The 24,844-nt window shown below is 70.1% G+C and carries 22 protein-coding genes, 2 tRNA genes and 1 pseudogene; 11 read left to right on the top strand and 14 right to left on the bottom strand.

The window, feature by feature from the left end:
• The first annotated feature begins 42 nt into the window (after positions 1–42).
• Entirely contained in the window at positions 43–654 is a 612-nt protein-coding gene (locus LZG04_RS19945; RefSeq protein ID WP_233819151.1) for a hypothetical protein, read from the top strand.
• Between the two features lie 57 nt (positions 655–711).
• On the opposite strand, the gene LZG04_RS19950 is transcribed toward LZG04_RS19945, so the two are convergent.
• Complete coding sequence (locus tag LZG04_RS19950; protein ID WP_233819152.1) at positions 712–1,263, bottom strand: DUF2020 domain-containing protein; 552 nt, start codon at positions 1,261–1,263, stop codon at positions 712–714.
• Positions 1,264–1,428: 165 nt separating this feature from the next.
• On the opposite strand from LZG04_RS19950, the gene LZG04_RS19955 reads away from it, so the two are divergent.
• Positions 1,429–1,806, top strand: a complete 378-nt coding sequence (locus LZG04_RS19955; protein ID WP_308199192.1) for a DoxX family protein — start codon at positions 1,429–1,431, stop codon at positions 1,804–1,806.
• Positions 1,807–2,095: 289 nt separating this feature from the next.
• On the opposite strand, the gene LZG04_RS19960 is transcribed toward LZG04_RS19955, so the two are convergent.
• The 11 genes and pseudogenes from LZG04_RS19960 to dnaA form a co-directional block, all read right to left on the bottom strand.
• Positions 2,096–2,168: transfer RNA gene (locus tag LZG04_RS19960), tRNA-Ala, on the bottom strand.
• A 36-nt stretch (positions 2,169–2,204) separates the two neighbouring features.
• Positions 2,205–2,321, bottom strand: a pseudogene (locus LZG04_RS19965) (DLW-39 family protein); the annotation flags it as partial.
• 35 nt (positions 2,322–2,356) lie between these two features.
• A tRNA-Ile gene (locus tag LZG04_RS19970) sits at positions 2,357–2,430 on the bottom strand.
• Between the two features lie 63 nt (positions 2,431–2,493).
• Positions 2,494–3,351, bottom strand: coding sequence for a DUF3566 domain-containing protein (locus LZG04_RS19975; protein ID WP_233819156.1), 858 nt, complete (start codon positions 3,349–3,351; stop codon positions 2,494–2,496).
• Between the two features lie 27 nt (positions 3,352–3,378).
• Entirely contained in the window at positions 3,379–7,209 is a 3,831-nt protein-coding gene (gene gyrA / locus LZG04_RS19980) for an intein-containing DNA gyrase subunit A (protein ID WP_267936999.1), read from the bottom strand.
• A gap of 33 nt (positions 7,210–7,242) precedes the next feature.
• Positions 7,243–9,213: a DNA topoisomerase (ATP-hydrolyzing) subunit B gene (gene gyrB, locus LZG04_RS19985; protein ID WP_233819158.1), complete on the bottom strand. Its 1,971-nt coding sequence runs from the start codon at positions 9,211–9,213 to the stop codon at positions 7,243–7,245.
• A 236-nt stretch (positions 9,214–9,449) separates the two neighbouring features.
• Positions 9,450–9,950, bottom strand: a complete 501-nt coding sequence (locus LZG04_RS19990; RefSeq protein ID WP_233819160.1) for a DciA family protein — start codon at positions 9,948–9,950, stop codon at positions 9,450–9,452.
• A gap of 118 nt (positions 9,951–10,068) precedes the next feature.
• Positions 10,069–11,208: a DNA replication/repair protein RecF gene (recF, locus tag LZG04_RS19995; protein ID WP_233819162.1), complete on the bottom strand. Its 1,140-nt coding sequence runs from the start codon at positions 11,206–11,208 to the stop codon at positions 10,069–10,071.
• Positions 11,209–11,212: 4 nt separating this feature from the next.
• Positions 11,213–12,127: a phosphogluconate dehydrogenase (NAD(+)-dependent, decarboxylating) gene (gene gnd / locus LZG04_RS20000; RefSeq protein WP_308199193.1), complete on the bottom strand. Its 915-nt coding sequence runs from the start codon at positions 12,125–12,127 to the stop codon at positions 11,213–11,215.
• 41 nt (positions 12,128–12,168) lie between these two features.
• Entirely contained in the window at positions 12,169–13,305 is a 1,137-nt protein-coding gene (gene dnaN, locus LZG04_RS20005) for a DNA polymerase III subunit beta (protein WP_233819164.1), read from the bottom strand.
• A gap of 1,282 nt (positions 13,306–14,587) precedes the next feature.
• Positions 14,588–16,147 (bottom strand): chromosomal replication initiator protein DnaA, encoded by a 1,560-nt coding sequence (gene dnaA / locus LZG04_RS20010; protein ID WP_233819166.1) that lies wholly within the window; start codon positions 16,145–16,147, stop codon positions 14,588–14,590.
• A gap of 477 nt (positions 16,148–16,624) precedes the next feature.
• Between dnaA and rpmH the strand changes: the two genes are divergently transcribed.
• From rpmH to LZG04_RS20055, 9 genes are all read left to right on the top strand, one after another.
• Positions 16,625–16,768 (top strand): 50S ribosomal protein L34, encoded by a 144-nt coding sequence (gene rpmH / locus LZG04_RS20015; protein WP_073897783.1) that lies wholly within the window; start codon positions 16,625–16,627, stop codon positions 16,766–16,768.
• 13 nt (positions 16,769–16,781) lie between these two features.
• A complete protein-coding gene (gene rnpA / locus LZG04_RS20020) occupies positions 16,782–17,123 on the top strand; it encodes a ribonuclease P protein component (RefSeq protein ID WP_233819167.1) in 342 nt (113 codons plus the stop codon).
• Positions 17,120–17,392: a membrane protein insertion efficiency factor YidD gene (gene yidD, locus LZG04_RS20025; protein WP_233819169.1), complete on the top strand. Its 273-nt coding sequence runs from the start codon at positions 17,120–17,122 to the stop codon at positions 17,390–17,392. Before rnpA ends, yidD begins: the two co-directional genes overlap by 4 nt.
• A 3-nt stretch (positions 17,393–17,395) precedes the next feature.
• Complete coding sequence (yidC, locus tag LZG04_RS20030; RefSeq protein WP_233819171.1) at positions 17,396–18,451, top strand: membrane protein insertase YidC; 1,056 nt, start codon at positions 17,396–17,398, stop codon at positions 18,449–18,451.
• Positions 18,452–18,469: 18 nt separating this feature from the next.
• The gene (locus LZG04_RS20035; protein ID WP_233819173.1) at positions 18,470–19,009 is read left to right on the top strand and encodes a R3H domain-containing nucleic acid-binding protein; all 540 of its coding nucleotides are present in this window, start codon (positions 18,470–18,472) and stop codon (positions 19,007–19,009) included.
• 127 nt (positions 19,010–19,136) lie between these two features.
• Complete coding sequence (locus tag LZG04_RS20040; protein WP_233819175.1) at positions 19,137–19,595, top strand: NUDIX domain-containing protein; 459 nt, start codon at positions 19,137–19,139, stop codon at positions 19,593–19,595.
• A 164-nt stretch (positions 19,596–19,759) separates the two neighbouring features.
• A complete protein-coding gene (gene rsmG / locus LZG04_RS20045; protein ID WP_233819177.1) occupies positions 19,760–20,437 on the top strand; it encodes a 16S rRNA (guanine(527)-N(7))-methyltransferase RsmG in 678 nt (225 codons plus the stop codon).
• A gap of 116 nt (positions 20,438–20,553) precedes the next feature.
• Positions 20,554–21,462, top strand: coding sequence for a ParA family protein (locus LZG04_RS20050; RefSeq protein WP_233819268.1), 909 nt, complete (start codon positions 20,554–20,556; stop codon positions 21,460–21,462).
• Positions 21,459–22,460, top strand: coding sequence for a ParB/RepB/Spo0J family partition protein (locus LZG04_RS20055; RefSeq protein ID WP_233819179.1), 1,002 nt, complete (start codon positions 21,459–21,461; stop codon positions 22,458–22,460). Before LZG04_RS20050 ends, LZG04_RS20055 begins: the two co-directional genes overlap by 4 nt.
• 103 nt (positions 22,461–22,563) lie before the next feature.
• On the opposite strand, the gene LZG04_RS20060 is transcribed toward LZG04_RS20055, so the two are convergent.
• Both LZG04_RS20060 and LZG04_RS20065 read right to left on the bottom strand, forming a co-directional pair.
• Complete coding sequence (locus LZG04_RS20060) at positions 22,564–23,508, bottom strand: D-alanine--D-alanine ligase (protein ID WP_233819181.1); 945 nt, start codon at positions 23,506–23,508, stop codon at positions 22,564–22,566.
• A gap of 13 nt (positions 23,509–23,521) precedes the next feature.
• Complete coding sequence (locus LZG04_RS20065; protein WP_233819183.1) at positions 23,522–24,838, bottom strand: PLP-dependent aminotransferase family protein; 1,317 nt, start codon at positions 24,836–24,838, stop codon at positions 23,522–23,524.
• Positions 24,839–24,844 lie beyond the last annotated feature (6 nt).

Raw genomic sequence — 24,844 nt, forward strand, 5'->3', positions numbered from 1 at the left:
TATTGCCTGGACGTCACTGACCGACAGCTTCTGGAGCGAGAGATGGATGAGGTAGACGCCATGACCCGGGCCGGGGAGTCGGTCGGCAAGGCGGTGCGCGCTGTCCGCCGCAACGCCGTCCGCGCTGGTCACGTCGGTGCGGACGCGGCTGTTCAACTCGCCGAGCGGGCCGAGGGCAAGCTCGCCGAGCGCGGGGTGACCAGGGACTACGTCCGCAGCGTCGTCGCCGACAAGGCGGGGGTGCTGGTCGAGAAGGCCCAGGCGTACGAGAAGTCCACCCGGCGCGGTCGCAAGCAGCTCGCGAAGAAGGCCAAGGGCGTCCGCAAGGACGTGGCCAGGGCCGCCGAGCGGGCGCGCAAGGAGGCCAAGGTGCGCGCGAAGGACGTGCGCAAGGCCGCGAAGCAGGCGCGCAAGGAGATGGCGGCGGCCAAGCACCCGCAGCGCCGTCGCTGGCCGTGGGTCCTGGGCGTGTTCGCCGCCGCCGCGGTGGCGGGGTACCTCGCGCTGACCAAGCGGCCGCAGGAGGTGCACCTGCAGGAGGAGGACGTCGACGTCACGTCCGACACCACCACCACGACCGGCGCAAGCGCCGAGTCCGTGCGCCCGCACGCGGCCCGCAACGGCCAGGTCTCCGACCAGCACAGCCGCAGCTGACCGGTAGCGCTTCGCGCCCGACCCCACCAACCGGGGCGGGCGCGAAGTCGTGCCCGCTCACAGCCCCAGGTTGCCGACCACGGTCTCGGCGATCCGGCGCGCCTTGATCGTCTGCTTCTGGTTGCTGGTCACGACCACCGCCGTGCCGCCCTTGGACACCGCGTAGACCGCGCCCGAGTCGTTGGTGAGCGAGCCGCCGTTCCACCCCGCGGGCGCGGACGCCGGGCTGGAGTCGGCGACCGGCGCGGCCCGGTCGACCACCGCCTTCGCGGTCGCGGCCTCACCCTGGAACACCCAGACGGACAGCTGCACGTCCGTGGCGTTGGCGTAGAAGAAGCAGGCCGGTCGCGGCTGGTCTGCGGAAAGACGAACCTTCCTCACCAACTGCCCGTTGGCTTCCTGCACCACCGAAGAGTCCAGGTAGGGGCACTGGCCGTCGGTGGCGGGCTCCGGCGCGGGCGGAGGCCCGGCGGGCGTGGTCGTCGTCGTCGCCACTGCGCTGGTGGTAATCCCGGTCGTGGGTGCCGAAGACGGCTCGACGGTGGCGCAGCCGGCCATCGCGCCGAGGACCAGCAGGGAGGGCAGGGCGGTGAGCAGCACACGGTTCATAGGGCCGCCAGTCAATCAGATGACGGACAGCGAATCGACACGGTGACCACCTAGGCACGCAACGTCATCCACATTACGGTTGTCTCACCCTGCCGGCCGCCCCTGCAATGTGAGGACTGAGTCAAGATGAACATCTTTGACCGCGGTCGAGACCATGCCATCGCTGTGTTCCGGATTGTCGTCGGCGTGTTGTTCATGTGCCACGGCGCGCAGAAGTTGTTCGGCGTGCTGGGCGCGAAGGGTGCCGTGTCGATCACCGACTGGCCGTCCGGCCCAGCCGGTCTGATCGAGCTCGTCGGTGGCGCGTTGATCGTCATCGGCCTCGGCACCCGGATCGCCGCGCTGATCTCGTCCGGTGCGATGGCCTACGCGTACTTCACCGTCCACCAGCACGCCGGGCTCCTGCCCATCCAGAACAAGGGCGAGCTGGCCGCGGTGTACGCGTGGGTGTTCCTGCTGTTGGCGTTCACCGGCCCTGGCGCATGGGCCGTCGACAAGGTGATCACCGCTCGCAAGCAGGAACAGGCGCTCGTCACCGCATAGCAGCGGGCACAACGAGGGCCCGCACCCAGCGGCATTGGGTGCGGGCCCTCACTTGTTCGACTTACCGCGATCGCCACCACCGATTCGCCCACCAGGTGACAAAGCTCACTGAAAGGACACCGGGAGCAGCACGCCCAGTAAACACCACTCGCAACTCTTTCGCCCCCACCGACCCGACCACTTGCACCGAGGGGGCGAAGCCCTCGCGAGCGGGGCGTGGGGGTCACACCCCACAAACGCAACGAAGCGAGCCGGTTCGCGCTTTCCGCGAACACAGCTCGCTTCCCAGTGGAGACGAGGGGAATCGAACCCCTAACCCCCGCCTTGCAAAGGCGGTGCTCTGCCAATTGAGCTACGTCCCCGCACGGGGGCGGCAGGCGAACCGCCCTCGCGGGTCAGTCGGTGGGAGCAGTGGCCTCGCGCCACAGGTCCGCGTCAGCCTTGGCCGAGCGGCTGCGCTTGACGAAGAACAGAACCGCACCGGCGACAGCGACAAGTGCGATGATCTTCTTCACGGCGATTCCCCTCTGCAACACCTGTGAACTTCCGGTGGGCCTAGGAGGACTCGAACCTCCGACCTCTTCGTTATCAGCGAAGCGCTCTAACCGTCTGAGCTATAGGCCCTCGGGGCAACGACGGCAAGACTACAGCACCCCCCGTCGAGGCCCCAAATCGGGTGGTCGTAGATCACTCCCGCTCGGACAACGTCACTTCCAGACCCCCGGCGAGGTCGGCGGAGACGTTGTAGACGAACGAGCCGACGGTCGCCAGCGCGGTGAACAGCACGATGTTCACCGCGCCCACGATCGCCGCCACGCCGAACACGCGGCCCGCGCTGATCAGCGGGTCGCCGCTGGGCTCGTTGCCCTGCAACAGGTCGTTCGCGGTGTTGTTGATCTTGTCCCAGACGCCCATGCCGTTCAGCACGCCGTACAGCACGCCGACCGCCACGAGCCACACGAAGAACAGCGCCACGCTCAGCACCAGGGCCAGCTTGAGCACCGACCACGGGTCGACCCGCTTCACCTGCAAGCTCGCCCGACGCGGCCCGCGCCCCGGACGACGGGCCGTCGGCGCGGCGGCGGCCGGGCGGCCGTTGGCGGCACCCAGGTTCACCTGGGTGCGCGCCGACCCCGACCCGCCCGTGCCCGGCACCACCGGCCGGGCCACCGCCACCGTGTCCGGGTCGCTGGCCGGGTAGGCGGGCTCCGCCGCCTCCCCGGCCGGCTGCTCCGGCCCGGCCACCAGGTCGGCCGGGCCGACCTGCTGCGCCTCGCCGTACTGCGTGTCGCTCGTCACCCGCTGCCACGGCGGCGGGGCCGAGGCGTGGTGGCTGTCGTCGTCCAGGGTCGACCGGTCGACCTTCTCGGTCTTGCCGTCGACCGGTGTGGCGCCGGCCGCGGCCGCCTCGGGCTGCTCGGACGCCCCCGAGGCGTCGACCGCAGGCTTCTCGGCGCCGGTGTCGGCCCCGGCCGCCGGTGTCGCACCGGCACCCGGCCGGGTGATCACCGCGGTCTTGTCCTCTGGCTTCTCGGGTGGAGTCACGAGCTGTCCCTCAACCTCTCGTTCGCGCTAGTTGGCAGGCTCGGCCTGGCCGCCGTCGGCTGAGTCGGGCGTCGGACCCGCGTCGTCGACCGGGTCGACGACCGGACCGCCGTCACCATTGGTGACGTCTGCCGGCTCGTCGGCGTTGCGTGCCACAGCGATCAGGGTGGTCCCTTCGCCGAGGTTCATCAACCGGACGCCCTTCGTCTGCCGCCCTGCCTTGCGCACCTCCTTGGCGCTGGTCCGGATGACCCCGCCCGAAGAGGTGATCGCGTACAGCTCGTCGTCGACGTCGACGATGAGCGCGCCGACCAGCCTCCCACGCCTGCGGTCGTGCTGGATGGTGAGCACACCCTTCCCACCACGACCTTGAACGGGGTAGTCCTCGATCGGCGTGCGCTTGGCGTACCCACCGTCGGTGGCCACCAAAACAAACAAACCCTCCTGGACGACGCCCACCGACAGCAGCTCGTCACCGGTGTTGAACCGCATGCCCAGCACGCCCGAGGTCGCCCGGCCCATCGGCCGCAACGCCTCGTCGCTGGCGTGGAACCGGATCGACTGGCCGTCGGCCGACACCAGCAGCAGGTCGTCGCTCGCCGAGCACAGCACCGCGCCGACCAGCTCGTCGTCGTCACGCAGGTTGATGCCGATCAGGCCGCCGGCCCGGTTCGAGTCGAAGTCGGACAGCTTCGACTTCTTGACCAGGCCCTTCTTGGTGGCCAGCACCAGGTACGGCGCGACGTCGTAGTTCTTGATCTGGATGACCTGGGCGATCTCCTCCTCCGGCTGGAACGCCAGGAGGTTCGCCACGTGCTGGCCGCGCGCGTTGCGGTTGGCCTCGGGCAGCTCGTAGGCCTTCGCCCGGTACACCCGGCCCTTGTTGGTGAAGAACAGGATCCAGTCGTGCGTGGAGCACACGAAGAAGTGCTGCACGATGTCGTCCTGCTTGAGCTGCGCGCCCTGCACGCCCTTGCCGCCGCGCTTCTGCGAGCGGTACAGGTCCGTCTTCGTGCGCTTCGCGTAACCCGTCCGGGTGATCGTGACGACGACGTCCTCGACCGCGATGAGGTCTTCCATCGACACGTCGCCGTCGAACGGCACGATCCGGGTGCGCCGGTCGTCACCGTGCTTGTCCACGATCGCCAGCAGCTCCTCGCGCACGATCGCGCGCTGCCGCTCCGGCTTGGCGAGGATGTCCTTGTAGTCCGCGATCTCCAGCTCGATCTCGGCCAACTGGTCGACGATCTTCTGCCGCTCCAGGGCCGCCAGGCGGCGCAGCTGCATCTCCAGGATCGCGTTGGCCTGGACCTCGTCGACGTCGAGCAGCTCCATCAGGCCGGTGCGCGCCACCTCGGGCGTGTCCGACCGGCGGATCAGCGCGATCACCGCGTCGAGCTGGTCGAGCGCCTTGACCAGGCCGCGCAGGAGGTGGGCGCGCTCCTCGGCCTTGCGCAGCCGGAAGCGCGTGCGCCGGACGATGACCTCGATCTGGTGCTTCACGTAGTGCCGGATCATCTGGTCCAGGCGCAACGTGCGCGGCACGCCGTCGACCAGCGACAGCATGTTCACGCCGAACGAGTACTGCAGCTGGGTGTGCTTGTAGAGGTTGTTCAGCACGACCTTCGCCACCGCGTCGCGCTTGAGCGTGATCACGATGCGCATGCCCGAGCGGCGGTTGGACTCGTCGGCGATGTTCGCGATGCCGGTGAGCTTCTGGTCGCGGACCAGCGTGGCGATGTTCTCCACCAGGTTGTCCGGGTTCACCTGGTAGGGCAGCTCGGTGACGACCAGGATCACCCGCCCCTTGGCGTCCTCGTCGATCTCCACGACCGCGCGCATCTTCACCGAGCCGCGGCCGGTGCGGTAGGCGTCCTCGATGCCCGCCGTGCCCAGGATCTGGCCGTAGGTCGGGAAGTCGGGCCCCTTGATCCGCTGGATCATCGCCTCCAGCGTCTCCTCGTCGGAGGCGTCGGGGTTGTCCAGCGCCCACACCACGCCCTCGGCGACCTCGCGGAGGTTGTGCGGCGGGATGTTCGTCGCCATGCCGACCGCGATGCCCGAGCTGCCGTTGATGAGCAGGTTGGGCACGCGCGACGGCAGGACCGTCGGCTCCTGGATGCGGCCGTCGTAGTTGTCGCGGAAGTCGACCGTGTCTTCCTCGATGTCGGCCAGCATCTGCATGGCCAACGGCGTGAGCCGGCACTCCGTGTTGTGGCTGACGAAGCCGTCGGTGATGAACGCGTGGTCGTCGGTGTCGACCCGCAGGCTGTAGACCGGCCGCACGCCCGCGTCGGTGACCGACTCGACCGACGCGTAGTAGAACCGGCCGTCGACCAGCGGCTCCACCACGTCCAGCACCTCGCGGTTGGTGATCCGCGCGGCGATCTCGTCGTAGTCGCGCTCCCACCGCTCGACGCGGTCCACGTTGTGCCGGCGCAGCCAGTCGCGCTCGGTCCAGCGTTCCGCGCCGTGCGCGCGGATGTAGTCGCCGACGAACGGCACGTGGTCGCTGCTCATCGCCCGGCTCTCGAGCGGGACGGCGTCCAGGATCGCGTCCAGCTTGTCCTGCTTCGCGCCGAGGAAGCCCACGTTGCGGGCGAACAGGCGGGCGTCACGCCGGTTGGTGATGACGACCTTGATCTCGCCGTCGTCGTAGTTCACCAGGGTGCTGACCACGCCGAACTCCAACAGCAACTGCTGCACCTCGCGGGCCAGCTGCGCGCTGCGGGTCGAGTACGAGATCTGCACGGAGTTGCGCGGCAGGGCCGAGGCCGAGCCGTCGCCGGTGAACAGCGACGACAGGAACGCCCGCTTGATCACCTCACCGGAGGCCCAGACGAAGTCCGGCACGCGCTTGGCGGCACTGCGCTGCCCCACCATCTCGCCGAGCATGGTCTCGCGGAGCTGCGTCAGGTCCTGCACGTCGAGCTCGTGCAGCACCGATCCGGACTTGATGGTGCGCGAGTACACGTACCGCGGACCGCCGACCGCGTCGTCAAACGCCTCGACCACGCGGTGGAAGTACTCGGCGTCGACGTTGTTGAAGCCGGCGCGGTCCTCGGACACGAACCCCTCGCTGACGAACGCGCCGGCGAGGATCGCGGCCGAGTACTGCCCGATCTCCGGGAGTTCCCCGCCGTCCAGCGGCGTGCGCTGCAGGACCACACGGTCGCCCGGCTGGATCTCCTCCAGCAGCTTCCACAGCAGGGTCGGCACGCCGAGCACGTTCACCAGGCACAGGACCGGGTGGTTGTGCGTGCCGGTCAGCTCGTAGCCGTTCTTGGTGCGCAGCTTCAACGTGGGGTGCTCGCCGGAGTGGAACAGCATGTCGGCGCGCACCGGGTTGCCGTTGCGGTCGAGCACCTTGAGGTCGATGGGGTTGTCGCTGTTCGGCTTGGCGTCCGGCACGATGTCGCCGATGCGCGGCGTCGAGCCGTCTGCCAGGCGAATCCGGGTTTCCGGAACGGAGCAGTACCTCATAGCGGCTGCCGGGTCGTTGCCCTGGGAGCCGAAGTTGCCCTGGCCGTCGATCAGCGGGTAGCGCATGGCCCACGGCTGGGCCAGGCGGACCAGTGCGTCGTAGATGGCCGAGTCGCCGTGGGGGTGGTAGTTGCCCATCACGTCGCCGACTACGCGGGCGCACTTGTTGTAGCTGCGGTCCGGGCGGAAGCCCGAGTCGAACATCGAGTACAGCACGCGGACGTGGACGGGCTTCAGGCCGTCGCGCACGTCGGGCAGCGCTCGTCCCACGATCACGCTCATCGCGTAGTCGATGTACGAGTTCTGCATCTCCTGCTGGATGTCGCGCGGCTCGGTGCGGTCTCCACCGGCCGGGGGCAGCGTCGTCTCGCTCAAGGTTCTACTTCCTTAACCAGGGGCCGGGGAGGGTCAGACGTCGAGGAACCGCACGCCCTTGGCGTTGCGGGTGATGAACGCGCGACGGGCTTCCACGTCCTCGCCCATCAGCACGCTGAACAGCTCGTCGGCCGTCGCGGCGTCGTCCATCGTCACCTGGGTCAGGACCCGGTTGGCCGGGTCCATCGTCGTCTCCCACAGCTCGGCGGAGTTCATCTCGCCGAGGCCCTTGTAGCGCTGGATGTTGTCGTCCTTGCCGATCTTCTTGCCCGCGGCGAGGCCCGCCTGGATGATGCCGTCGCGCTCGCGGTCGGAGTAGGCGTACTCCGGCTCGGCGCGCTGCCACTTGATCTTGTACAGCGGCGGGTTGGCCAGGTACACGTGGCCGTGCTCGATCAGCGGGCGCATGAAGCGGAACAGCAGGGTCAGCAGGAGCGTCCGGATGTGCTGGCCGTCCACGTCGGCGTCGGCCATCAGCACGATCTTGTGGTAGCGCAGCTTGGAGATGTCGAAGTCCTCGTGGATGCCCGTGCCGAACGCCGTGATCAGGGCCTGGACCTCGTTGTTCTTGAGCACGCGGTCGATGCGCGCCTTCTCCACGTTGATGATCTTGCCCCGGATCGGCAGGATCGCCTGGAACATGGAGTCCCGGCCCTCCTTGGCCGAGCCGCCCGCGGAGTCGCCCTCCACGACGTAGATCTCGCACTCCTCCGGGTTGGTGGAGCGGCAGTCCTTGAGCTTGCCGGGCAGGCCGCCGATGTCCAGCGCGCCCTTGCGGCGCACCAGCTCGCGGGCCTTGCGGGCGGCGATGCGGGCCTGCGCCGACGACACCGCCTTGGTGACGATCGTCTTGGCCTCGTTCGGGTGGCGCTCGAACCAGTCGGCCAGGTGCTCGTTGGTGGACTTCTGCACGAACGACTTGGCCTCGCTGTTGCCCAGCTTGGTCTTCGTCTGGCCCTCGAACTGGGGCTCCTTGAGCTTGACCGACACGATCGCGGCCAGGCCCTCCCGGATGTCGTCGCCGGTGAGGTTGCTGTCCTTCTCCTTGAGCAGCTTCTTGTCGCGCGCGTACTCGTTGACCACGCGGGTCAGCGCGGCGCGGAAGCCCTCCTCGTGCGTGCCGCCCTCGTGGGTGTTGATCGTGTTGGCGAACGTGTACACCGACGGCGTGTAGCCGGTGTTCCACTGCATCGCCACCTCGACCTCGAGGTCCTCGCCCTTGGCCTCGAACGAGACGACCTTCTGGTGCACGGCCTCGCGGGTGTGGTTGATGTGGCGGACGAAGTCCTCCAGGCCGCCGGGGTAGTGGAACGTGCGCTCGCGCACGGCCGCGACGTGACCCTCGGCGTCGGCCTCCTCGTCGCCGTCCTGGACGCGCTCGTCGCGCAGGATGATCGTGAGGCCCTTGTTGAGGAACGCCATCTCCTGCAGGCGGCGGGAGATCGTCTCGATGTTGTACTCGGTGGTCTCGAAGATCTCCGGGTCGGCCCAGAACGTGATCGAGGTGCCGGTGGCGTCGGTCGGCTCGCCCTTGCGCAGCTCGTGCGCGGGCTTGGTGGCCTCGAACCGCTGGTTCCACGTGAAACCCTCGGTCCTGACCTCCACGTCGACGGCGCTGGACAGCGCGTTCACCACGGAGATGCCGACGCCGTGGAGGCCGCCGGACACCGCGTAGGAGTCGCTGTCGAACTTGCCGCCCGCGTGCAGCTTGGTGAGCACCACTTCCAGCGTCGGCTTTTTCTCGACCGGGTGCATGCCGATTGGGATGCCGCGGCCGTCGTCGATGACCCGGACGCCGCCGTTGGCCAGCAGCGTCACGTCCACGACCGTGGCGTAGCCCGCCATCGCCTCGTCGACCGAGTTGTCCACGACTTCCCAGATCAGGTGGTGCAGGCCGCGCTCGCCGGTCGACCCGATGTACATGCCGGGGCGCTTGCGGACCGCTTCCAGGCCCTCCAGGACGGTGATCGAGGACGCGTTGTACTCATTCTTCTTGACTGCCACGGGCCTGGTGTCTCCTCGGACTTCACGCGACTGGGACCGTCGCCGGGCGACGCTGGGTTGCGCTACCTCACGATTCTACCGGGGCGAACCGACAGAAACCCACTTAGGACACCCCTGGTTCGCTCACAGGCGGCCGGAAGTGAACGCAGATGGGTGCCGACCGCCGTTCGCGGGGTCAAAATCGACTGGTGAGCGCTCACCGCGCCACAGAATCGCCGCTGCGGCCCTGGCGACGCTTACCCGTAGGTGTCACGTGGTCCGCGGCCTGGAACGTGCCTGGGGCCGTAGCGCCAGCTGGGCGCGGCCGGGCCCTGCACCTTCAGCTTCTTCACCACGCCGTCGCCGACGCCCGCCGCGATCCGCTTGAGCAGGTCCCGCTGGAGCAGCCGCAACTGCGTGGCCCACGCCGTGGAGTCGGCCTGCACGGTCAGCTCACCGTCACTGAGCGCTACCGGCTGCGCGTGCTCGGCCACGTCCTCGCCGACCAGTTTCGGCCACCGGGCGAACACCTGGCCACCGGCCAGCCGCTCCACCCAGCCGCGGTCGGCGGCGAGCCGGGAGGCGATCCGGCCCAGCGGCTGCGGGTCGCGGTCGTCGGGGCCCGGACCCGACCAGCGGCGGCGACGGCGGCGGCCGGTCGCACCCGCGGCACCCTTGCGCGCACCACGCGCCCCGCGTTCCTTGGCCGACGCACGGGCGGCCTCCAGCGCGGCGCGGGCGAGGTCGGCACCCCGCAAACCACCCTCAGGTGTGACGCTGGCTGTGGATATGTCCGGTTCGGGCGGTGAGTTATCCACACCATCCACAGGGTTGTCCCCAGATGTGTGTCGGCTCACACCCGTTCGGGGCAATTCGTCAGACACGGTGCACCTCCCCGTGGCGAACGTCGAACCGCAACCCGTCCAGCTCCCCGGGCACGTCCTCCGCGACCGCCGCCGTGATCAGCACCTGCTCCGCGCCGGCGGCCACCTTCGCCAACTGGCGACGCCTGCCGCGGTCCAGTTCGGCGAACACATCGTCCAGCACGAGCACCGGTTCGGCCCCCTCGACACGCAGCAGCTCGTACCCGCCGAGCCGCAGGGCCAACGCGAACGACCACGACTCTCCGTGACTGGCGTAGCCCTTCGCGGGCAGCTCGCCGAGCGCCAGGTCGAGGTCGTCGCGGTGCGGCCCGACCAGGCACACGCCCCGCTCCAGCTCCTGCGGGCGCACCCGGTGCAGCTCGGCGAGCAACGCGTCCTCCAGCACGTCCCGGTCGTGGGCGCCACCGGCGGAGCCCGCGACCTGGTACGGGAACGCCTCGCCCAGGCTCGACCGGTACGCGATCCGGGCGGGCCGCGACTCCGGCGCCACCTCCGCGTACGCCGCGGCCACGTGCGGCGCGATGTCCGCGACCAGGTCCAGCCGCGCGGCCAGCAGCTCCGCGCCGTGCCGGGCCAGGTGCCCGTCCCACACGTCGAGCGTGCTGATGTCGGCGTTGCGCGCCGCCCGCACGCTCTTGAGCAACGCGCCGCGCTGCTTGAGCACGCGTTCGTAGTCGCTGCGCACCCCGGCGTAACGCGGCGCGCGCGTGGTCAGCAACTCGTCGAGGAACCGCCGGCGCTCACCCGGGTCGCCGCGCACCAGCGCCAGGTCCTCCGGCGCGAACAGCACCGTGCGCAGGATGCCCAGCACGTCGCGCGGGCGCGGCACCGGGCCGCGGTTGATCCGCGCCCGGTTCGCCTTGCCCGGCGTGATCTCCAGCTCCACCAGCAGCTCGCGCCCGTCGTTGACCACCGCCGTGCGGACCACCGCGCGCGGGGCGCCGTGCCGGATCAGCGGCGCGTCCGTGGCCACCCGGTGCGAACCGAGGGTGGCCACGTACCCCAGCGCCTCGACCAGGTTGGTCTTGCCCTGGCCGTTGCGCCCGACCAGCACGCTCACGCCCGGCTCGAACGCCAGGTCCGCGTGCTCCCACGACCTGAAGTCGGTGACTTGCAGGTGCCGGACGTACAACGCGTCAGCTCTGGGTCGAGCCGGAACCGGACGAGGGGCCTGCGGTCTGCACGGCGTGGCCGCCGAACTGGTTGCGCAGCGCCGCGACCGCGCGCATGGCGGGCGAGTCCTCCTGGCGCGAGGCGAACCGGGCGAACAGCGCGGCCGAGATCACCGGCGCGGGCACCGCGTGCTTGATGGCCTCCTCGACGGTCCACCGGCCCTCGCCGGAGTCCTCGACGTGACCGCGCAGGTCGTCCAGCTCCGGGTCCGACTCCAGCGCGCGGACCAGCAGGTCCAGCAGCCAGGAGCGGACCACGGTGCCGCGCTGCCACGCCTTGATCGTGGCCGGCACGTCCTGCACGAGCTCCGAGGCCTCGAGCAGCTCGAAGCCCTCGGCGTAGGCCTGCATCAGGCCGTACTCGATGCCGTTGTGGACCATCTTGGCGAAGTGGCCGGCGCCGATGGAGCCCGCGTGCGCGAAGCCCTCCTCGCGCGGACCCTCCGGGCGCAGCGCGTCGAAGATCGGCATGGCGCGCTCGACGTGCTCGGCGTCGCCGCCGACCATCAGGCCGTAGCCGTTCTCCAGGCCCCACACGCCACCGGACACGCCGGCGTCGAGGTAGCCGACGCCCTTGTCGCCCAGCGCCTTGGCGTTGATCTCGTCGTCGGTGAAGCGGGAGTTGCCGCCGTCGATCACCAGGTCGCCCGGCTCCAGCAAGTCGCCGAGCTCGGCGATCGTCTGCCGGGTGATGTCACCGGCGGGCACCATCACCCACACCACGCGGGGTGCGGTGAGCTTGCCGACCATGTCGGCGAGCGAGTCGGCGTCGGAGACTTCCGGGTTGCGGTCGTAGCCGACCACCTCGTGCCCCGCGCGGCGGATCCGCTCGCGCATGTTGAAGCCCATCTTGCCGAGGCCGACGAGTCCGAGCTGCACGGTCGTTCCTCTTCCCTAGCGTCTGTGGATGGCGTTGTGGATCAGCCGGGCAGGCGCACGGGCATCAGCAGGTAGAGGTAGCCCGGCGCCACGTTCCCATCCTCGTCCACCGGCTTGAGCAATGCGGGCCGACTGGGTGTGGTGAAGGACAAGTGCGCCCGCGGGGTGCGGACGGCCTGGAGCCCTTCGAGCAGGTACGTCGGGTTGAACGCGATGGTCACCGGCTCACCGGTGTACTCGACGGGCAGCTCTTCCTCGGCGCTGCCCTCGTCGTCGCCGCCCGCGGACAGGCGCAGGCCGTTGTCCACGAACTCCAGCCGGACCTGCGTGCCGCGTTCGGCGACCAGCGACACGCGCTTGATCGCCTGCACCAGCGCGTCGACCTCGATGATCGCGGCGGCCGAGTGCTCGGTGGGCAGCAGTTGGCGGTACTTGGGGAAGTCGGCGTCGAGCAGCCGGGTGGTCGTGCGGCGGCCCGTGCCGGACAGGCCGAGCAGTCCGTCGTTGGCGGCCAGCGACAGCTCGATCTTCGCGCCGGACGCGCCGAGCGTCTTCGCCGAGTCGTTGAGGGTCTTGGCCGGGACGAGCACGGCGACCTCGCCGAGCGCCTCGTTGGGCTCCCACGCGAACTCGCGCATGGCGAGCCGGAAGCGGTCGGTGGCCACCAGGGTCACCTTGCCCTCGCCGATCTCCAGCCGGACGCCGGTCAGCATCGGGAGCGTGTCGTCCTTGCCCGCCGCGACGGCGACCTGGGCCACGGCCTCGCCGAAGACCTCGCCCGGCAGCTCACCCGCCAACTGCGGCATGGACGGCAGCTGCGGGTAGTCCTCGACCGGCATGGTCGGCAGGCTGAAGCGGGCGCTGCCGCAGGAGATCGTCATCCGGGAGCCGTCGACCGCGATCTCGACCGGGTGGTTGGGCAGCGCCTTGGTGATGTCGGCCAACAGCCGTCCGCTGACCAGCGCCTTGCCGCCGTCGGCGATCGTGGCGGGGACGCCGCACTGGGCGGACACCTCGTAGTCGAACCCGGAGACGGTCAGCGCCTCGCCGGAGCCGTCCTCCGCCCCGGCGTCGAGCAGGATTCCGCCGAGCACCGCGACAGGCGGCCTGGACGGCAGGCTGCGGGCGACCCAGGCGACGGCGTCGGCCAGGCCGTCGCGCTCGACGCGGATCTTCATGAGGCGTCCTTCCTCAAGTCGGCATGACCAACAACAGCATGCGTTGCGGTGGGGGTTGGGGAGCCGCGGCCCTCGCCGGATCTTCCGACCCTCGGCGCGGAGGCTCCCCACCGTAGAGCGTCGGGGCCGCCTTCGTCACCTCGGGGCCGCCCGGGGGCGAGGCGCTCGTCCCCGGGCCCGACCGCCGCCTGTTTTTTCTTTGTTCATCTCTTCAAGGGAAGACAACAGCAACAGCAGTAAGGGCTGTGGATTGTGTGGACAACTGCCGTTCTCGCAGCGTGTCGCCCGCTTGGAGGTGTGGACGGACACGGGGTGTCACCTGGGGACAAGTCGGCGCACCCGGGGAGAACTACGGGGCTCGTCCGTTCGGTCCACAGGAAGGGCGAGTTGTCCCCGGGTTAATCCCCGGGTGTGGGCCGAGTTGTACCCGGGTGCTGCACAGGGTGATGGTGGGCCGAATCTCCCCCGACGGGGCACTTTTCTGCGCCTGTGGACAACTCGTACCCGGCCGTTCACCAGCGCCGGGGCGCGGGGCCGGGCCGTTGCAGCGCCTCGGGAACGCCCTGGACCCGGCCCCGGTGGGGCGGGGGTAACTCACACGGGGGACACGAAATGACCCCCGTTGGTCCCTACCCGCACGCCCGGGTGTTTACGCCTGCGAGTGGCTCCCGAGTGGGCCGCGGCGGGTGGCGCACCCGGGTGCCGGCGGAGGGGCCGGGTCGCACCCGGGTGCGGAACGGGTCGCACCCGGGTGCGACGGCGGCACCCGGGTGCGCGCAGGGGTGGGTGCCGATCGGGCGGAGAGCCGGTTTCGACGGCCCGGCGCAGCGGCTGGGCTCGGCGGCCCGGACGGGCTCGGCACGCCGGGACTCGCCCCGAGCGGTCGGCTCGGGGCTGGCGGTGATGGGCTGGCGGTGATGGGCTGGCGGCGGTGGGCTCGGACGCCGGGTCGGGGAGCCCGAACGGGAGCGCTTGCCGACACCGCGGCGGACTCGGCGGCAGTGGGAGCGCAGCCGCCGACTCGGCTCAGGCGCTATCGGCTCGGCGGGGGCGGGCTCGCGTGGCGGGGCGAGTCCGGCGAGGCGAGCCCGGCGGGTAGGGGGTTCAGCCGTCAGCCCCGGTCTCGGCGCTGCCCGCTGTGGTCAACGAGGCGCCGCTGGACCCGGCCTTGCTGCGCTCCGGAGCGCCTCCCCCGCCCATCTGCCGCTCAACCCACCCGGCAGGAGCGGCGAGGTGGTCCTCGCGTTGCCCGGTGCCGGGTGGGCGCAAGCGTTTGCGGGGATCAGGGGGTGTGGCGGGCGCGCTGCTTGATGCGCGAGGTCAGCTCCTGCACCTGCTCGTAGACGCGGCGGCGCTCGGCCATCTCCTTGCGGATCTTCTTGTCCGCGTGCATGACCGTCGTGTGGTCGCGGCCGCCGAAGGTCTGGCCGATCTTCGGCAGCGACAGGTCGGTCAGCTCGCGGCACAGGTACATCGAGATCTGGCGGGCCTGGGCCAGCACCTTGGTCTTGCCGGGGCCGCACAGGTCGTCGATCGAGACGCTGAAGAACTCCGCCGTCACGGCCATGATGGTGGGCGCGGTGATCTCCGGCGCGTGCGAGTCCGGGATCAGGTCGCGCAGCACTATCTCCGCCAGTTGCACGTCGACCGGCTGCCGGTTCAGCGACGCGAACGCCGTCACCCGGATCAGCGCGCCCTCCAGCTCGCGGATGTTGCGCTCGATCCGGGCCGCGATGAACTCCAGCACCTCGGCGGGCGCGGCCAGGCGGTCCTGGGCGGCCTTCTTGCGCAGGATCGCGATCCGGGTCTCCAGCTCGGGCGGCTGGATGTCGGTGATCAGGCCCCACTCGAACCGCGTGCGCAGCCGGTCCTCCAGCGTCTCCAGTCGCTTGGGCGGCCGGTCGGAGGACACCACGATCTGCTTGTTCGCGTTGTGCAGCGTGTTGAAGGTGTGGAAGAACTCCTCCTGGGTCCCTTCCTTGCCCTCCAGGAACTGGATGTCGTCGACCAGCAGCACGTCGATGTCGCGGTACCGGCGCTGGAAGGCGACCTTCCGGTCGTCACGCAGGGAGTTGATGAAGTCGTTGGTGAACTCCTCGGTCGACACGTACCGCACGCGCATGCCGGGGAACAGCCGCTGCGCGTAGTGCCCCACGGCGTGCAGCAGGTGCGTCTTGCCGAGCCCGGACTCACCCCAGATGAACAGCGGGTTGTACGCGCGGGCGGGCGCTTCGGCCACGGCCACGGCGGCGGCGTGCGCGAAGCGGTTGGACGCGCCGATCACGAAGGTGTCGAAGTTGTACTTCTCGTTCAGCCGGGTCTGCGAGGACGCGGGGTTGGCCGGCCGGGTGTACGGCGTGCCGCTCGGCGCGGCGTGACCACCGCTGAACGTGGGCCAGATCTCGGTGACGGCGGCGAGCGCCTCGCCCTCCTCGTCGACCTCCTCGCCCTCGCCCTCCGCGTCACCCTCGGTCTCGGCCTCGACGGCGACGCCGCCGTTCACCGACACCGCGCCGGGCAGCGGACCGGGCAGGGGCACCGGCACCGGGGCGTGCACCGGGATCGGCGTCGTCACGGGATCGGGCGAGTCGACCTTCACCGCCAGCGACACGGCACGGCCGAGCCGGCGGGACAGCGCCGCGGTGATGGGTTCGCGCAGCGCGCGCTCGATGGCTTCCTTGGCGAAGTCGCTCGGCGCGGCGAGCAGCGCGGTCCCGTCGAGCAGCCCGATGGGGCGGGTCACGCGCATCCAGGCGCGCTGTTGGGGGGACAACGTGCTGGCAGCGAGCTCCTGCACGACCTGCTCCCACACGAGACCCAGATCGGCCTGGTGGTCGGACACCTCCGCGCTCCCCTCCCCTCGGTGACAGCTCCGCGGTCAGTCCCCCGGGGGAACTTCCACGACGTGGACACGGAGAATAGAGGCATCCACAGAGTTATCCACAACTGTGCACGAACGAGGCCCGGAGCGCAGCGGCTCCCCCCGTTGCTCCCGAGCACCCGCGGCCGGCGTGGCGGCGGCTGTCGTCCCTCGTGGGACCGGCCCGCGTCGACGCGCATCCACCCGCGAAGGCAGCACGCTAACAAGGTGCGGGCCGTGCCACAAGGCGTACGTCGGCGCAACTGCTTTCCCCGCGGTGGGGGTGCTGCCGGACGGCGTCGGCGTGCCCGGGCGCGACCCCGATTTGAACCGCGCCCCCGGGGCTGCGTACCCTCGTAACCGTCTCCCGCTTGCGTGGGGTGCTTTTCGCGCGCCTAAGGCTAGTTCGCTGGGGACAACCACAGACCTGCTTGGCAGTTAAGCACCGGGAGTCCGACCGTGAGCAAGGGTAAGCGCACCTTCCAGCCCAACAACCGCCGCCGTGCCAAGACCCACGGGTTCCGGCTGCGCATGCGCACCCGTGCCGGTCGCGCCATCCTGGCCGCGCGCCGTGGCAAGGGCCGCAAGCAGCTGTCCGCCTGATCGCCGCAGCGCCGTGCTACCCGCGGCCAACCGGCTGACCCGCAGCCAGGACTTCGGCCTGGTGGTCCGCCGAGGCCGCCGGGCCGGCCGGTCCCGGCTGGTGGTGCACGTCCTGACGTCGGCGCAGCCCACCTTGGACCCGTCCAAGGTGGGCTTCGTCGTGAGCAAGGCCGTGGGCAACTCCGTGGTCCGGCACCGGGTGAGCCGCAAGCTGCGCCACGTGGTGCGGGATCGACTCGACGCGCTGCCGCCCGGAACTTCGCTGGTCGTGCGCGCGTTGGCACCGTCAGCCGATGCGGACAGCGCCGAGCTCGGCCGTGACCTCGACGCGGCGCTGCACAAGGTGCTGCGATGACGACCGACCAGGTGAACCCCGTCGTGCGGGTCCTGCTCCTGCCCGTGCGCTTCTACCGGAAGTTCATCTCGCCGGCGCTGCCCCCGACCTGCCGTTTCCACCCGAGTTGCAGTGCGTACGCGGTGGAGGCGTTGACCGTCCACGGTGCGCTGCGCGGTTCCTGGCTGACCCTGCGCCGGCTGGGCCGCTGCGGACCCTGGCACCCTGGTGGCCTGGACCCGGTTCCGCCGAGGCGAAACGCGGTCCCCGACCTTCCTGCCGAGGAGTAGCTAGTGCTCAACTTCATCTACTACCCGGTGTCCTTCATCCTGTGGTGTTGGCACTGGGTGTTCGGCCACGTCTTCGGCGAGTCGAGCGGGTTCGCGTGGGCCCTGTCGGTGGTGTTCCTCGTCTTCACGCTGCGCGCGCTGCTGTTCAAGCCGTTCGTCGGCCAGGTCCGCTCGATGCGCAAGATGCAGGAGTTCGCGCCCGAGCTGCAGAAGATCAAGAAGAAGTACGCGAACGACAAGCAGCGCCAGGCGCAGGAGATGCAGAAGCTCCAGTCGGAGCACGGCGTCAACCCGCTGGGCGGCTGCCTGCCGATGCTGGTGCAGATCCCGGTGTTCATCGGCCTGTTCCACGTGCTGCGCTCGTTCAAGCCCGGCTGGGGCGAGGTCTACTTCTTCGACGCCCAGGGCGTGGAGTCGTTCGTCAACGCCAAGCTGTTCGGCGCGAACCTGTCGACGTTCATCACGATGCCGTGGGACGACCCGAACCAGCCGTCGCTGACGGACTTCGGCACCGAGCGCAGCGCGGTCCTGCTGGTGGCCATCCCGTTGATGATCATCGCCTCGATCGCGACGCACTTCACCGCGCGCCACTCGGTGGCCCGGCAGACGCAGGCCGCGGCGGACAACCCGCAGACCGCGATCATGAACAAGCTGACGCTCTACATCTTCCCGCTGGGCGTGCTCGTCGGTGGCCTCTTCTTCCCCATCGCGATCCTGCTCTACTGGCTGAGCAACAACGCGTGGACGTTGGGCCAGCAGTACGTCGTGTACCACCGCATCGACCGCGAGGAAGAGGCGAAGAAGGTCGAGGCGACCGCGCAGCGGTCCGCGCTCGCGCCCAAGCCCGGCGTGAAGCCCGCGACCAAGCCGAAGCCCGGCCAGAAGCCGCAGGCGCAGCGCAAGCCGGCGGCCCCGCAGGCCGCGCCGCCCGCCGCCGAGGCGAAGTCGGCACCGGAGGCGAGCGAGTCGGCGACGACCGCGACGCCTGCCACCGAGGTTCCCGGTCTGAGCCCAGACCGATCCCCAAGCAAGAAGCAGGGCAACAAGAAGCGTCGTTGACCCTGGAGAGGAGACATCGTGTCGGAGACGTTGCAGGCGGCCGACGTGGACGCACCGGAGGCCGACGAGGTCCCGCCGGCGCGGTCGGGGAGTTCGGAGGACCTGCTCGTCCAGGAGGGCGACATCGCCGGGGACTACCTCGAGCGGCTGTTGGACCTGCTCGACTACGACGGCGACATCGACCTCGACGTCGAGGCGGGTCGGGCGATCGTGAGCATCGACGGCGGTGACGACCTCGAGAAGCTGGTCGGTCCCCGCGGCACGGTCCTGGAGTCGTTGCAGGAGCTGACCCGGCTCGCCGTGCAGCAGGAGACGGGTGTGCGCAGCCGCCTCATGCTGGACATCGCCGGCTGGCGCGCCGGGCGGCGTGCCGAGCTCGCCGACCTCGGCCGGACGACGGCGGAGAAGGTGCTGGCGACGGGCGAGAAGGTGCGGCTGCACCCCATGACGCCGTTCGAGCGCAAGGTCGTGCACGACGCCGTCGCCACCGTGGCGGGTGTGCACAGCGAGAGCGAGGGCGAGGAGCCGCAGCGCCGCGTGGTGGTGCTGCCGAAGTAGCCCCGAGCACGGCGAACGGCCCCGGTCCCCCACTTGGCGGGACCGGGGCCGTTCTCGTTGTCACGGGTGGCGGGTGATCGCATCCAGCCCCTTCCCCTCGTCCCGTTTCACGTGAAACGGTCGCGGTATGACTGGGACCATCCGGAACCTCCGCGTCGCCGCCTACGCCGTGATCATCGAAGACGATCGGATGCTGCTCTCCCGCTGGCTGGGTCCGGACCGGCCGAGGTGGATCCTGCCCGGCGGCGGGCTCGACCACGGTGAGGACCCGTACGACGCGGTCGTCCGCGAGGTGTTCGAGGAGACCGGCTACCGGGTGGAGGTCGACCGGCTGCTCGGCATCCAGAACGTCCACGGGCCGATGGTGCGGGATGGGGTGGAGGTCGACTACCACCGCATCCGGATCATGTACGAGGCGCACGTGGTCGGCGGGGAGTTGACCTTCGAGGTCGACGGGAGCACGGACCAGGCGGCCTGGTTCCCGCTCGACGAGGTGCCCCGGCTGGATCACGTCGAGTCGGTCGACTACGCGTTGGAGCTCCTGCGCGTGCTGCCGAAGGACGGTCGGATCGAAAGTTTCACGTGAAACGCGACTCGGATTTGGCGTGTCGCCGGGGTGATCCGTCATAGTGGGGACCGGCACATCTCGTGGGGCTCAGCGCCTCTTGGCGAGACGCCCAACCCCATCGCCCACACCCGGCCGCCGCCGGCGTCCGGTGTGGTTTCACGTGAAACGTCCCGGACGGAGACATGGCCGCAGAGCTGGAAGACCGTGCGAAGAAGGTCTTCGGTGACCACTACGACAAGGCGGTCGCCTTCACGGCACTGCTGAGCCGGCACGGCGTGGAACGCGGGCTCATCGGCCCGCGGGAGGTCGACCGGCTCTGGGAGCGTCACGTCCTCAACTCGGCCGTCGTCGCGGAGCTGATCCCCGAAGGCGCACGAGTCGTGGACGTGGGCTCCGGTGCGGGGCTGCCGGGCCTCCCCCTGGCGATCGTGCGACCGGACCTGGAGCTGACGCTCCTGGAGCCGATGGCTCGACGGGTGGCGTGGCTGACCGAGTGCGTCGACGTGCTCGGGCTGAAGGTCACCGTGCTGCGCGGTCGTGCCGAGGAAGGTCCGGTGCGGGAGCGGTTGTCCGGCAGCGACGTCGTGACGGCTCGTGCCGTGGCCCCGTTGGAACGGCTGACGCGGTGGTGCCTGCCGCTGCTCCGGCCGGGTGGACGTCTGGTCGCTCTCAAGGGCGAGAGCGCCGCGGAAGAACTGGAACGCGATGCCGAGGCGGTGCGCCGGGCCGGAGGCATCCGGCCGCGCGTCACCACCTGCGGTGGCGAAGTACTCGAACTGCCGACGACGGTCGTGCTCGTGGAGCGCGATGAGCAGGCGAGCCGCCGTGAAGGCGCGCGTCGCAAGAGGAAGGATCGGTGAACGTGTACCCCGACCCCCTGCAACCGGTGTTCCAAGCGGCCGGTGTTTCACGTGAAACCGAGCCTGAAGGTGTGGTGGGCGCGGGCGAAGTGCTCCGTCCTGGACCCAGCCCAGAACTGGCCAACAACGTGGAACCGGCAGGAGACAGCACCGTGTGGACCCCCATCGCGGAGGAAGCGGCACGCGCCACCCGCGTCCTGCACCCCGACTCCCTCCAACTCCCCCGCCCGGACCGTCGGCGCGTCATGGTGGTCGCCAACCAGAAGGGTGGCGTCGGCAAGACGACCAGCACGGTGAACCTGGCCGCCGCGCTCGCCATCCACGGGCTCAAGGTGCTCGTGATCGACCTCGACCCGCAGGGCAACGCGAGCACGGCGCTGGCTGTCGAACACCGCTCCGGCACGCCGTCGGTGTACGAGGTGCTGATCGGTGAGATGTCCGTGGCGGAAGCCGCTCAGGTCAGCAACCAGTCCCCCAACCTGTACTGCGTGCCCGCCACGATCGACCTGGCCGGTGCGGAGATCGAGTTGGTGTCGATGGTCGCTCGCGAGTCGCGGCTGAAGGAAGCGCTGAGCCCAGAGGCGCTGGACCCGATCAAGCCGGACTACGTGTTCATCGACTGCCCGCCGTCGCTCGGCCTGCTGACCGTCAACGCGATGGTCGCCGCGCAGGAGGTGCTGATCCCGATCCAGTGCGAGTACTACGCGTTGGAAGGTCTGGGGCAGTTGCTGCGCAACATCGAGCTGGTGCAGGCGCACCTGAACCCGGCGCTGAACGTGTCCACGATCCTGCTGACGATGTACGACGGCCGCACGAAGCTGGCCGACCAGGTGACCAGCGAGGTGCGCGGCCACTTCGGCGACACGGTCCTCAAAACGGTGATCCCGCGCAGCGTGAAGGTCTCCGAGGCACCAGGATTCGGTCAGACGGTGCTCACCTACGATCCCGGCTCACGGGGCGCGATGAGCTACCTCGACGCGGCACGGGAGATCGCCGAGTTCGGCGCGGAGATGAGGTCGGTATGACGGAACAGCGCAAGGGTGGCCTGGGCCGCGGGCTCGCGGCCCTGATCCCGAGCGGCCCACCGCCCGGCACGCCGGCGGCGCCGTCGTCGTCACCGGCCCGGGTCGGGGCCAACGGGTCGTCGAACGGAACGTCCACCCCTGCGCCCTCCCCCGGCCCCGCGGGGGAGGTGGCCGGCGCGGTGTACCAGGAGCTGCCGGTCACGGCCATTCGCACGAACCCGAAGCAGCCGCGGCAGGTGTTCGACGAAGAGGCGCTGCGGGAGTTGGAGCACTCGATCCGCGAGTTCGGGCTGATGCAGCCGATCGTGGTGCGGGCGACCGGTCCCGACACCTACGAGCTCGTCATGGGCGAACGGCGGTGGCGGGCCACCCAGCTGGCGGGGTTGAAGACGATCCCGGCGATCGTCCGGCACACCGCCGACGACGTGATGCTGCGCGACGCGCTGCTGGAGAACATCCACCGCGTGCAGCTGAACCCGTTGGAGGAGGCGTCGGCCTACCAGCAGTTGCTGGAGGAGTTCGGCGTGACGCACGAGGAGCTGGCCGACCGCATCGGGCGCAGCCGCCCGGTGGTGACGAACACGATCCGGCTGCTGAAGCTGCCGCTGCCCGTGCAGCGGCGGGTCGCGGCGGGCGTGCTCTCGGCCGGGCACGCGCGGGCGTTGCTGGGGTTGGAGGACCCGGGCGTGCAGGAGGAGCTGGCGACCCGGATCGTGGCTGAGGGGATGTCGGTCCGGGCGACCGAGGAGGCGGTGACGCTCGCCAAGGGGGCCGAGCCCGCCAAGGCCAAGGCCGCTCGCCGCAAGCCGATGCAAGCGCCGGGCTTGCAGGAGTTGGCCGAGCGGTTGTCGGACAACTTCGACACGCGGGTCAAGGTCGAGTTGGGGCAGCGGAAGGGCCGGATCGTGGTCGAGTTCGGGTCTGTGGACGACCTCGAACGCATCATCCAGCTCATGTCGCCGGAAGCAGCCCGACGCGCGCTAAAAACGGACAAATAGGATTCGTTGGGGCCGCAAGGGATCACCCAGGGGCCTTATGTCACGGTGACGATGACGGCCCGTGTCCTGGTGGACACGGGCCGTCATCGTTGGGTTAGAGGGTCTAACGGTTCACCGCGCGCTCGATGAGGCCGGCGTAGATCTCCCCCAGCGATTTGCCGGCCGCCTCGACCGCCATCGGCAGGAGCGAGGTCTCGGTCAACCCGGGCGAGACGTTCACCTCCAGGAAGTGGACGGTGCCGTCGGCGGCCACGATGGCGTCGGTCCGGGAGACGTCCCGCAGCCCCAGCAGCCGGTGCGCGGAGACGGCGAGCTCGCCGACCGCCTGCGCCGCCTTCTCGTCGAGACGGGCGGGCGCGTGGAAGTCGGTCAGCCCGGCGGTGTAGCGGGCGGTGTAGTCGTACACCCCGTTCTCCGGCACGATCTCCACCGGCGGGAGGGCGTACGGCCCGTCCGGCCCGTCCACCACGGCCACGGCCACCTCGACGCCCTCGACGAACCGCTCGGCCAGCACGGTGTTGCCGTAGGCCAGGCAGCCGACCATCGCGGCGGGCAGCTCGGCCGCGTCACGGACCACCTGCGCACCCAGCGCCGAGCCGCCCTGGTCCGGCTTGAGTATCAGCGGCAAGCCCAGCCGCTCGACCATCGCGTCCAGCACGGGCTGCGCGCCGAGCTCCCGGAACGTAGCGTGCGGCAGCACGGCCCACTCGGGGGTGGCCAGGCCGGCCCTGGCCAGCTCGCCCTTGGCGGTCGGCTTGTCCCAGGCACGGCGGCAGGCGCGCGAGTCCGTGCCGACGAACGGGACGTCCATCAGCTCCAGGATCGTCTGGACCGAGCCGTTCTCCCCCTCGCCGCCGTGCAGTGCCACCACGACGGCGTCGGGACGGTGCTCCTTCAGGCGGGTGAGCAGGCTGCCGTCGGCGTCCCACTCCTCCACCACCAAGCCGACCGAGCGCAGCGCGGCGGACAGCCTGCGACCGGATCGCAAGGACACCTCCCGCTCGTGCGAAAGGCCCCCGGACAGGACTGCGACCCAGCGGTTGGACAACGTGTGCTCCTGATCAAGCGGTGTCGGGCGAAGGGCTGTGCGGGCCGGAGACGGCGCGGCCCACGGTCGGGCCGAACGTCTCGTGCAGCTCGATCTCGTCCTTGATGACGTTCGCGAGCCGCCGCACGCCCTCGCGGATGCGTTCGGGCGTCGGGTAGCAGTACGAGATGCGCAGTTGGCGGCTGCCGAGGCCGTCGGCGTAGAAACCGGTGCCCGACGCGTACGCCACGCGCTGGGTGATCGCGCGCGGCAGCATCGCCTTCGTGTCGATGCCCTCGGGGACCGTCACCCAGACGTAGAAGCCGCCGTTGGGCTTGTTCCACGTGGAACCAAGCGGCATGTGCTGCTCGAGGGAGGAGATCGCCGCGTCACGGCGTTCCCGGTAAGCCTCGCGGTAGGTCTTGATCTGACCCTTCCAGTCGTGCGTCGACAGGTAGCGCGACACGATGAGCTGGTTCAGGGTCGGTGGGCACAGGGTGGCCGACTCGGCGGCCAGGACGAGCTTCTCGCGCACGGCGTGCGGCGCGAGCACCCAGCCCACGCGCAGCCCCGCGGCGAAGGTCTTGGAGAACGAGCCGAGGTAGACGACGTTGTCCGGGTCGGTCGAGCGCAGCGCCGGGTAGGTGACGCCGTCGAAGCCCAGCAGGCCGTACGGGTTGTCCTCGACCACGAGGATGCCGTGCGTGCGGCAGATGTCGAGGACCTCGGCGCGGCGCTGCACGGCGAGCGTGACGCCGGCCGGGTTGTGGAAGTTCGGGATCGTGTAGAGGAACTTGATCCGGCGCCCGGAGCGCTCCACCGAGGCGATGGCCTCGCGCAGGGCCTCCGGCATCAAGCCGTCGGCGTCCATGCCGACGTGGACGACCTGGGCCTGGTAGGCGGCGAAGGAGCCGAGCGCGCCCACGTACGACGGGCCCTCGGCCAGCACGACGTCACCGGGGTCGCAGAAGATCCGGGTGACCATGTCCAGGCCCATCTGGGAGCCCACGGTCACCACCACGTCGTCCGGGTGGGCCTTGATGCCCTCCAGCGCCATCACGTCGCAGATCTGCTCACGCAGCTCGGGCACGCCGTGCGCGCTGCCGTACTGGAGCGCGACGAGCCCTTCCGTGGCGACGACGTCCGCCACCTCCGCGCTGAGGGAGTCCAGCGGCAGTGCTGCCAGGTGGGGCATCCCTCCCGCCAGGGACACCACCTCAGGCCTGCTCGCCACCGCGAAGAGCGCCCGGATCTCCGATGCCGTCATGCCCGCGGTCCGCGCCGCGTACCGGCGCAGGTGGGGATCGAGGCTTCTGGCTCCCTGCTTGGGAGGCTGTCCGGGTAGGTTCACGGGAAA

This window comes from Saccharothrix sp. S26 (assembly GCF_021390395.1).
Classification (GTDB): Bacteria; Actinomycetota; Actinomycetes; order Mycobacteriales; family Pseudonocardiaceae; genus Actinosynnema.

Coding starts and splice junctions, on each gene's coding strand:
- LZG04_RS20055 (WP_233819179.1), top strand. CDS start 21,459: ATGACGGAACAGCGCAAGGGTGGCCTGGGCCGCGGGCTCGCGGCCCTG.
- dnaN (WP_233819164.1), bottom strand. CDS start 13,305: ATGAAGATCCGCGTCGAGCGCGACGGCCTGGCCGACGCCGTCGCCTGG.
- rsmG (WP_233819177.1), top strand. CDS start 19,760: ATGGCCGCAGAGCTGGAAGACCGTGCGAAGAAGGTCTTCGGTGACCAC.
- LZG04_RS20040 (WP_233819175.1), top strand. CDS start 19,137: ATGACTGGGACCATCCGGAACCTCCGCGTCGCCGCCTACGCCGTGATC.
- LZG04_RS19950 (WP_233819152.1), bottom strand. CDS start 1,263: ATGAACCGTGTGCTGCTCACCGCCCTGCCCTCCCTGCTGGTCCTCGGC.
- yidD (WP_233819169.1), top strand. CDS start 17,120: ATGACGACCGACCAGGTGAACCCCGTCGTGCGGGTCCTGCTCCTGCCC.
- LZG04_RS19945 (WP_233819151.1), top strand. CDS start 43: ATGGATGAGGTAGACGCCATGACCCGGGCCGGGGAGTCGGTCGGCAAG.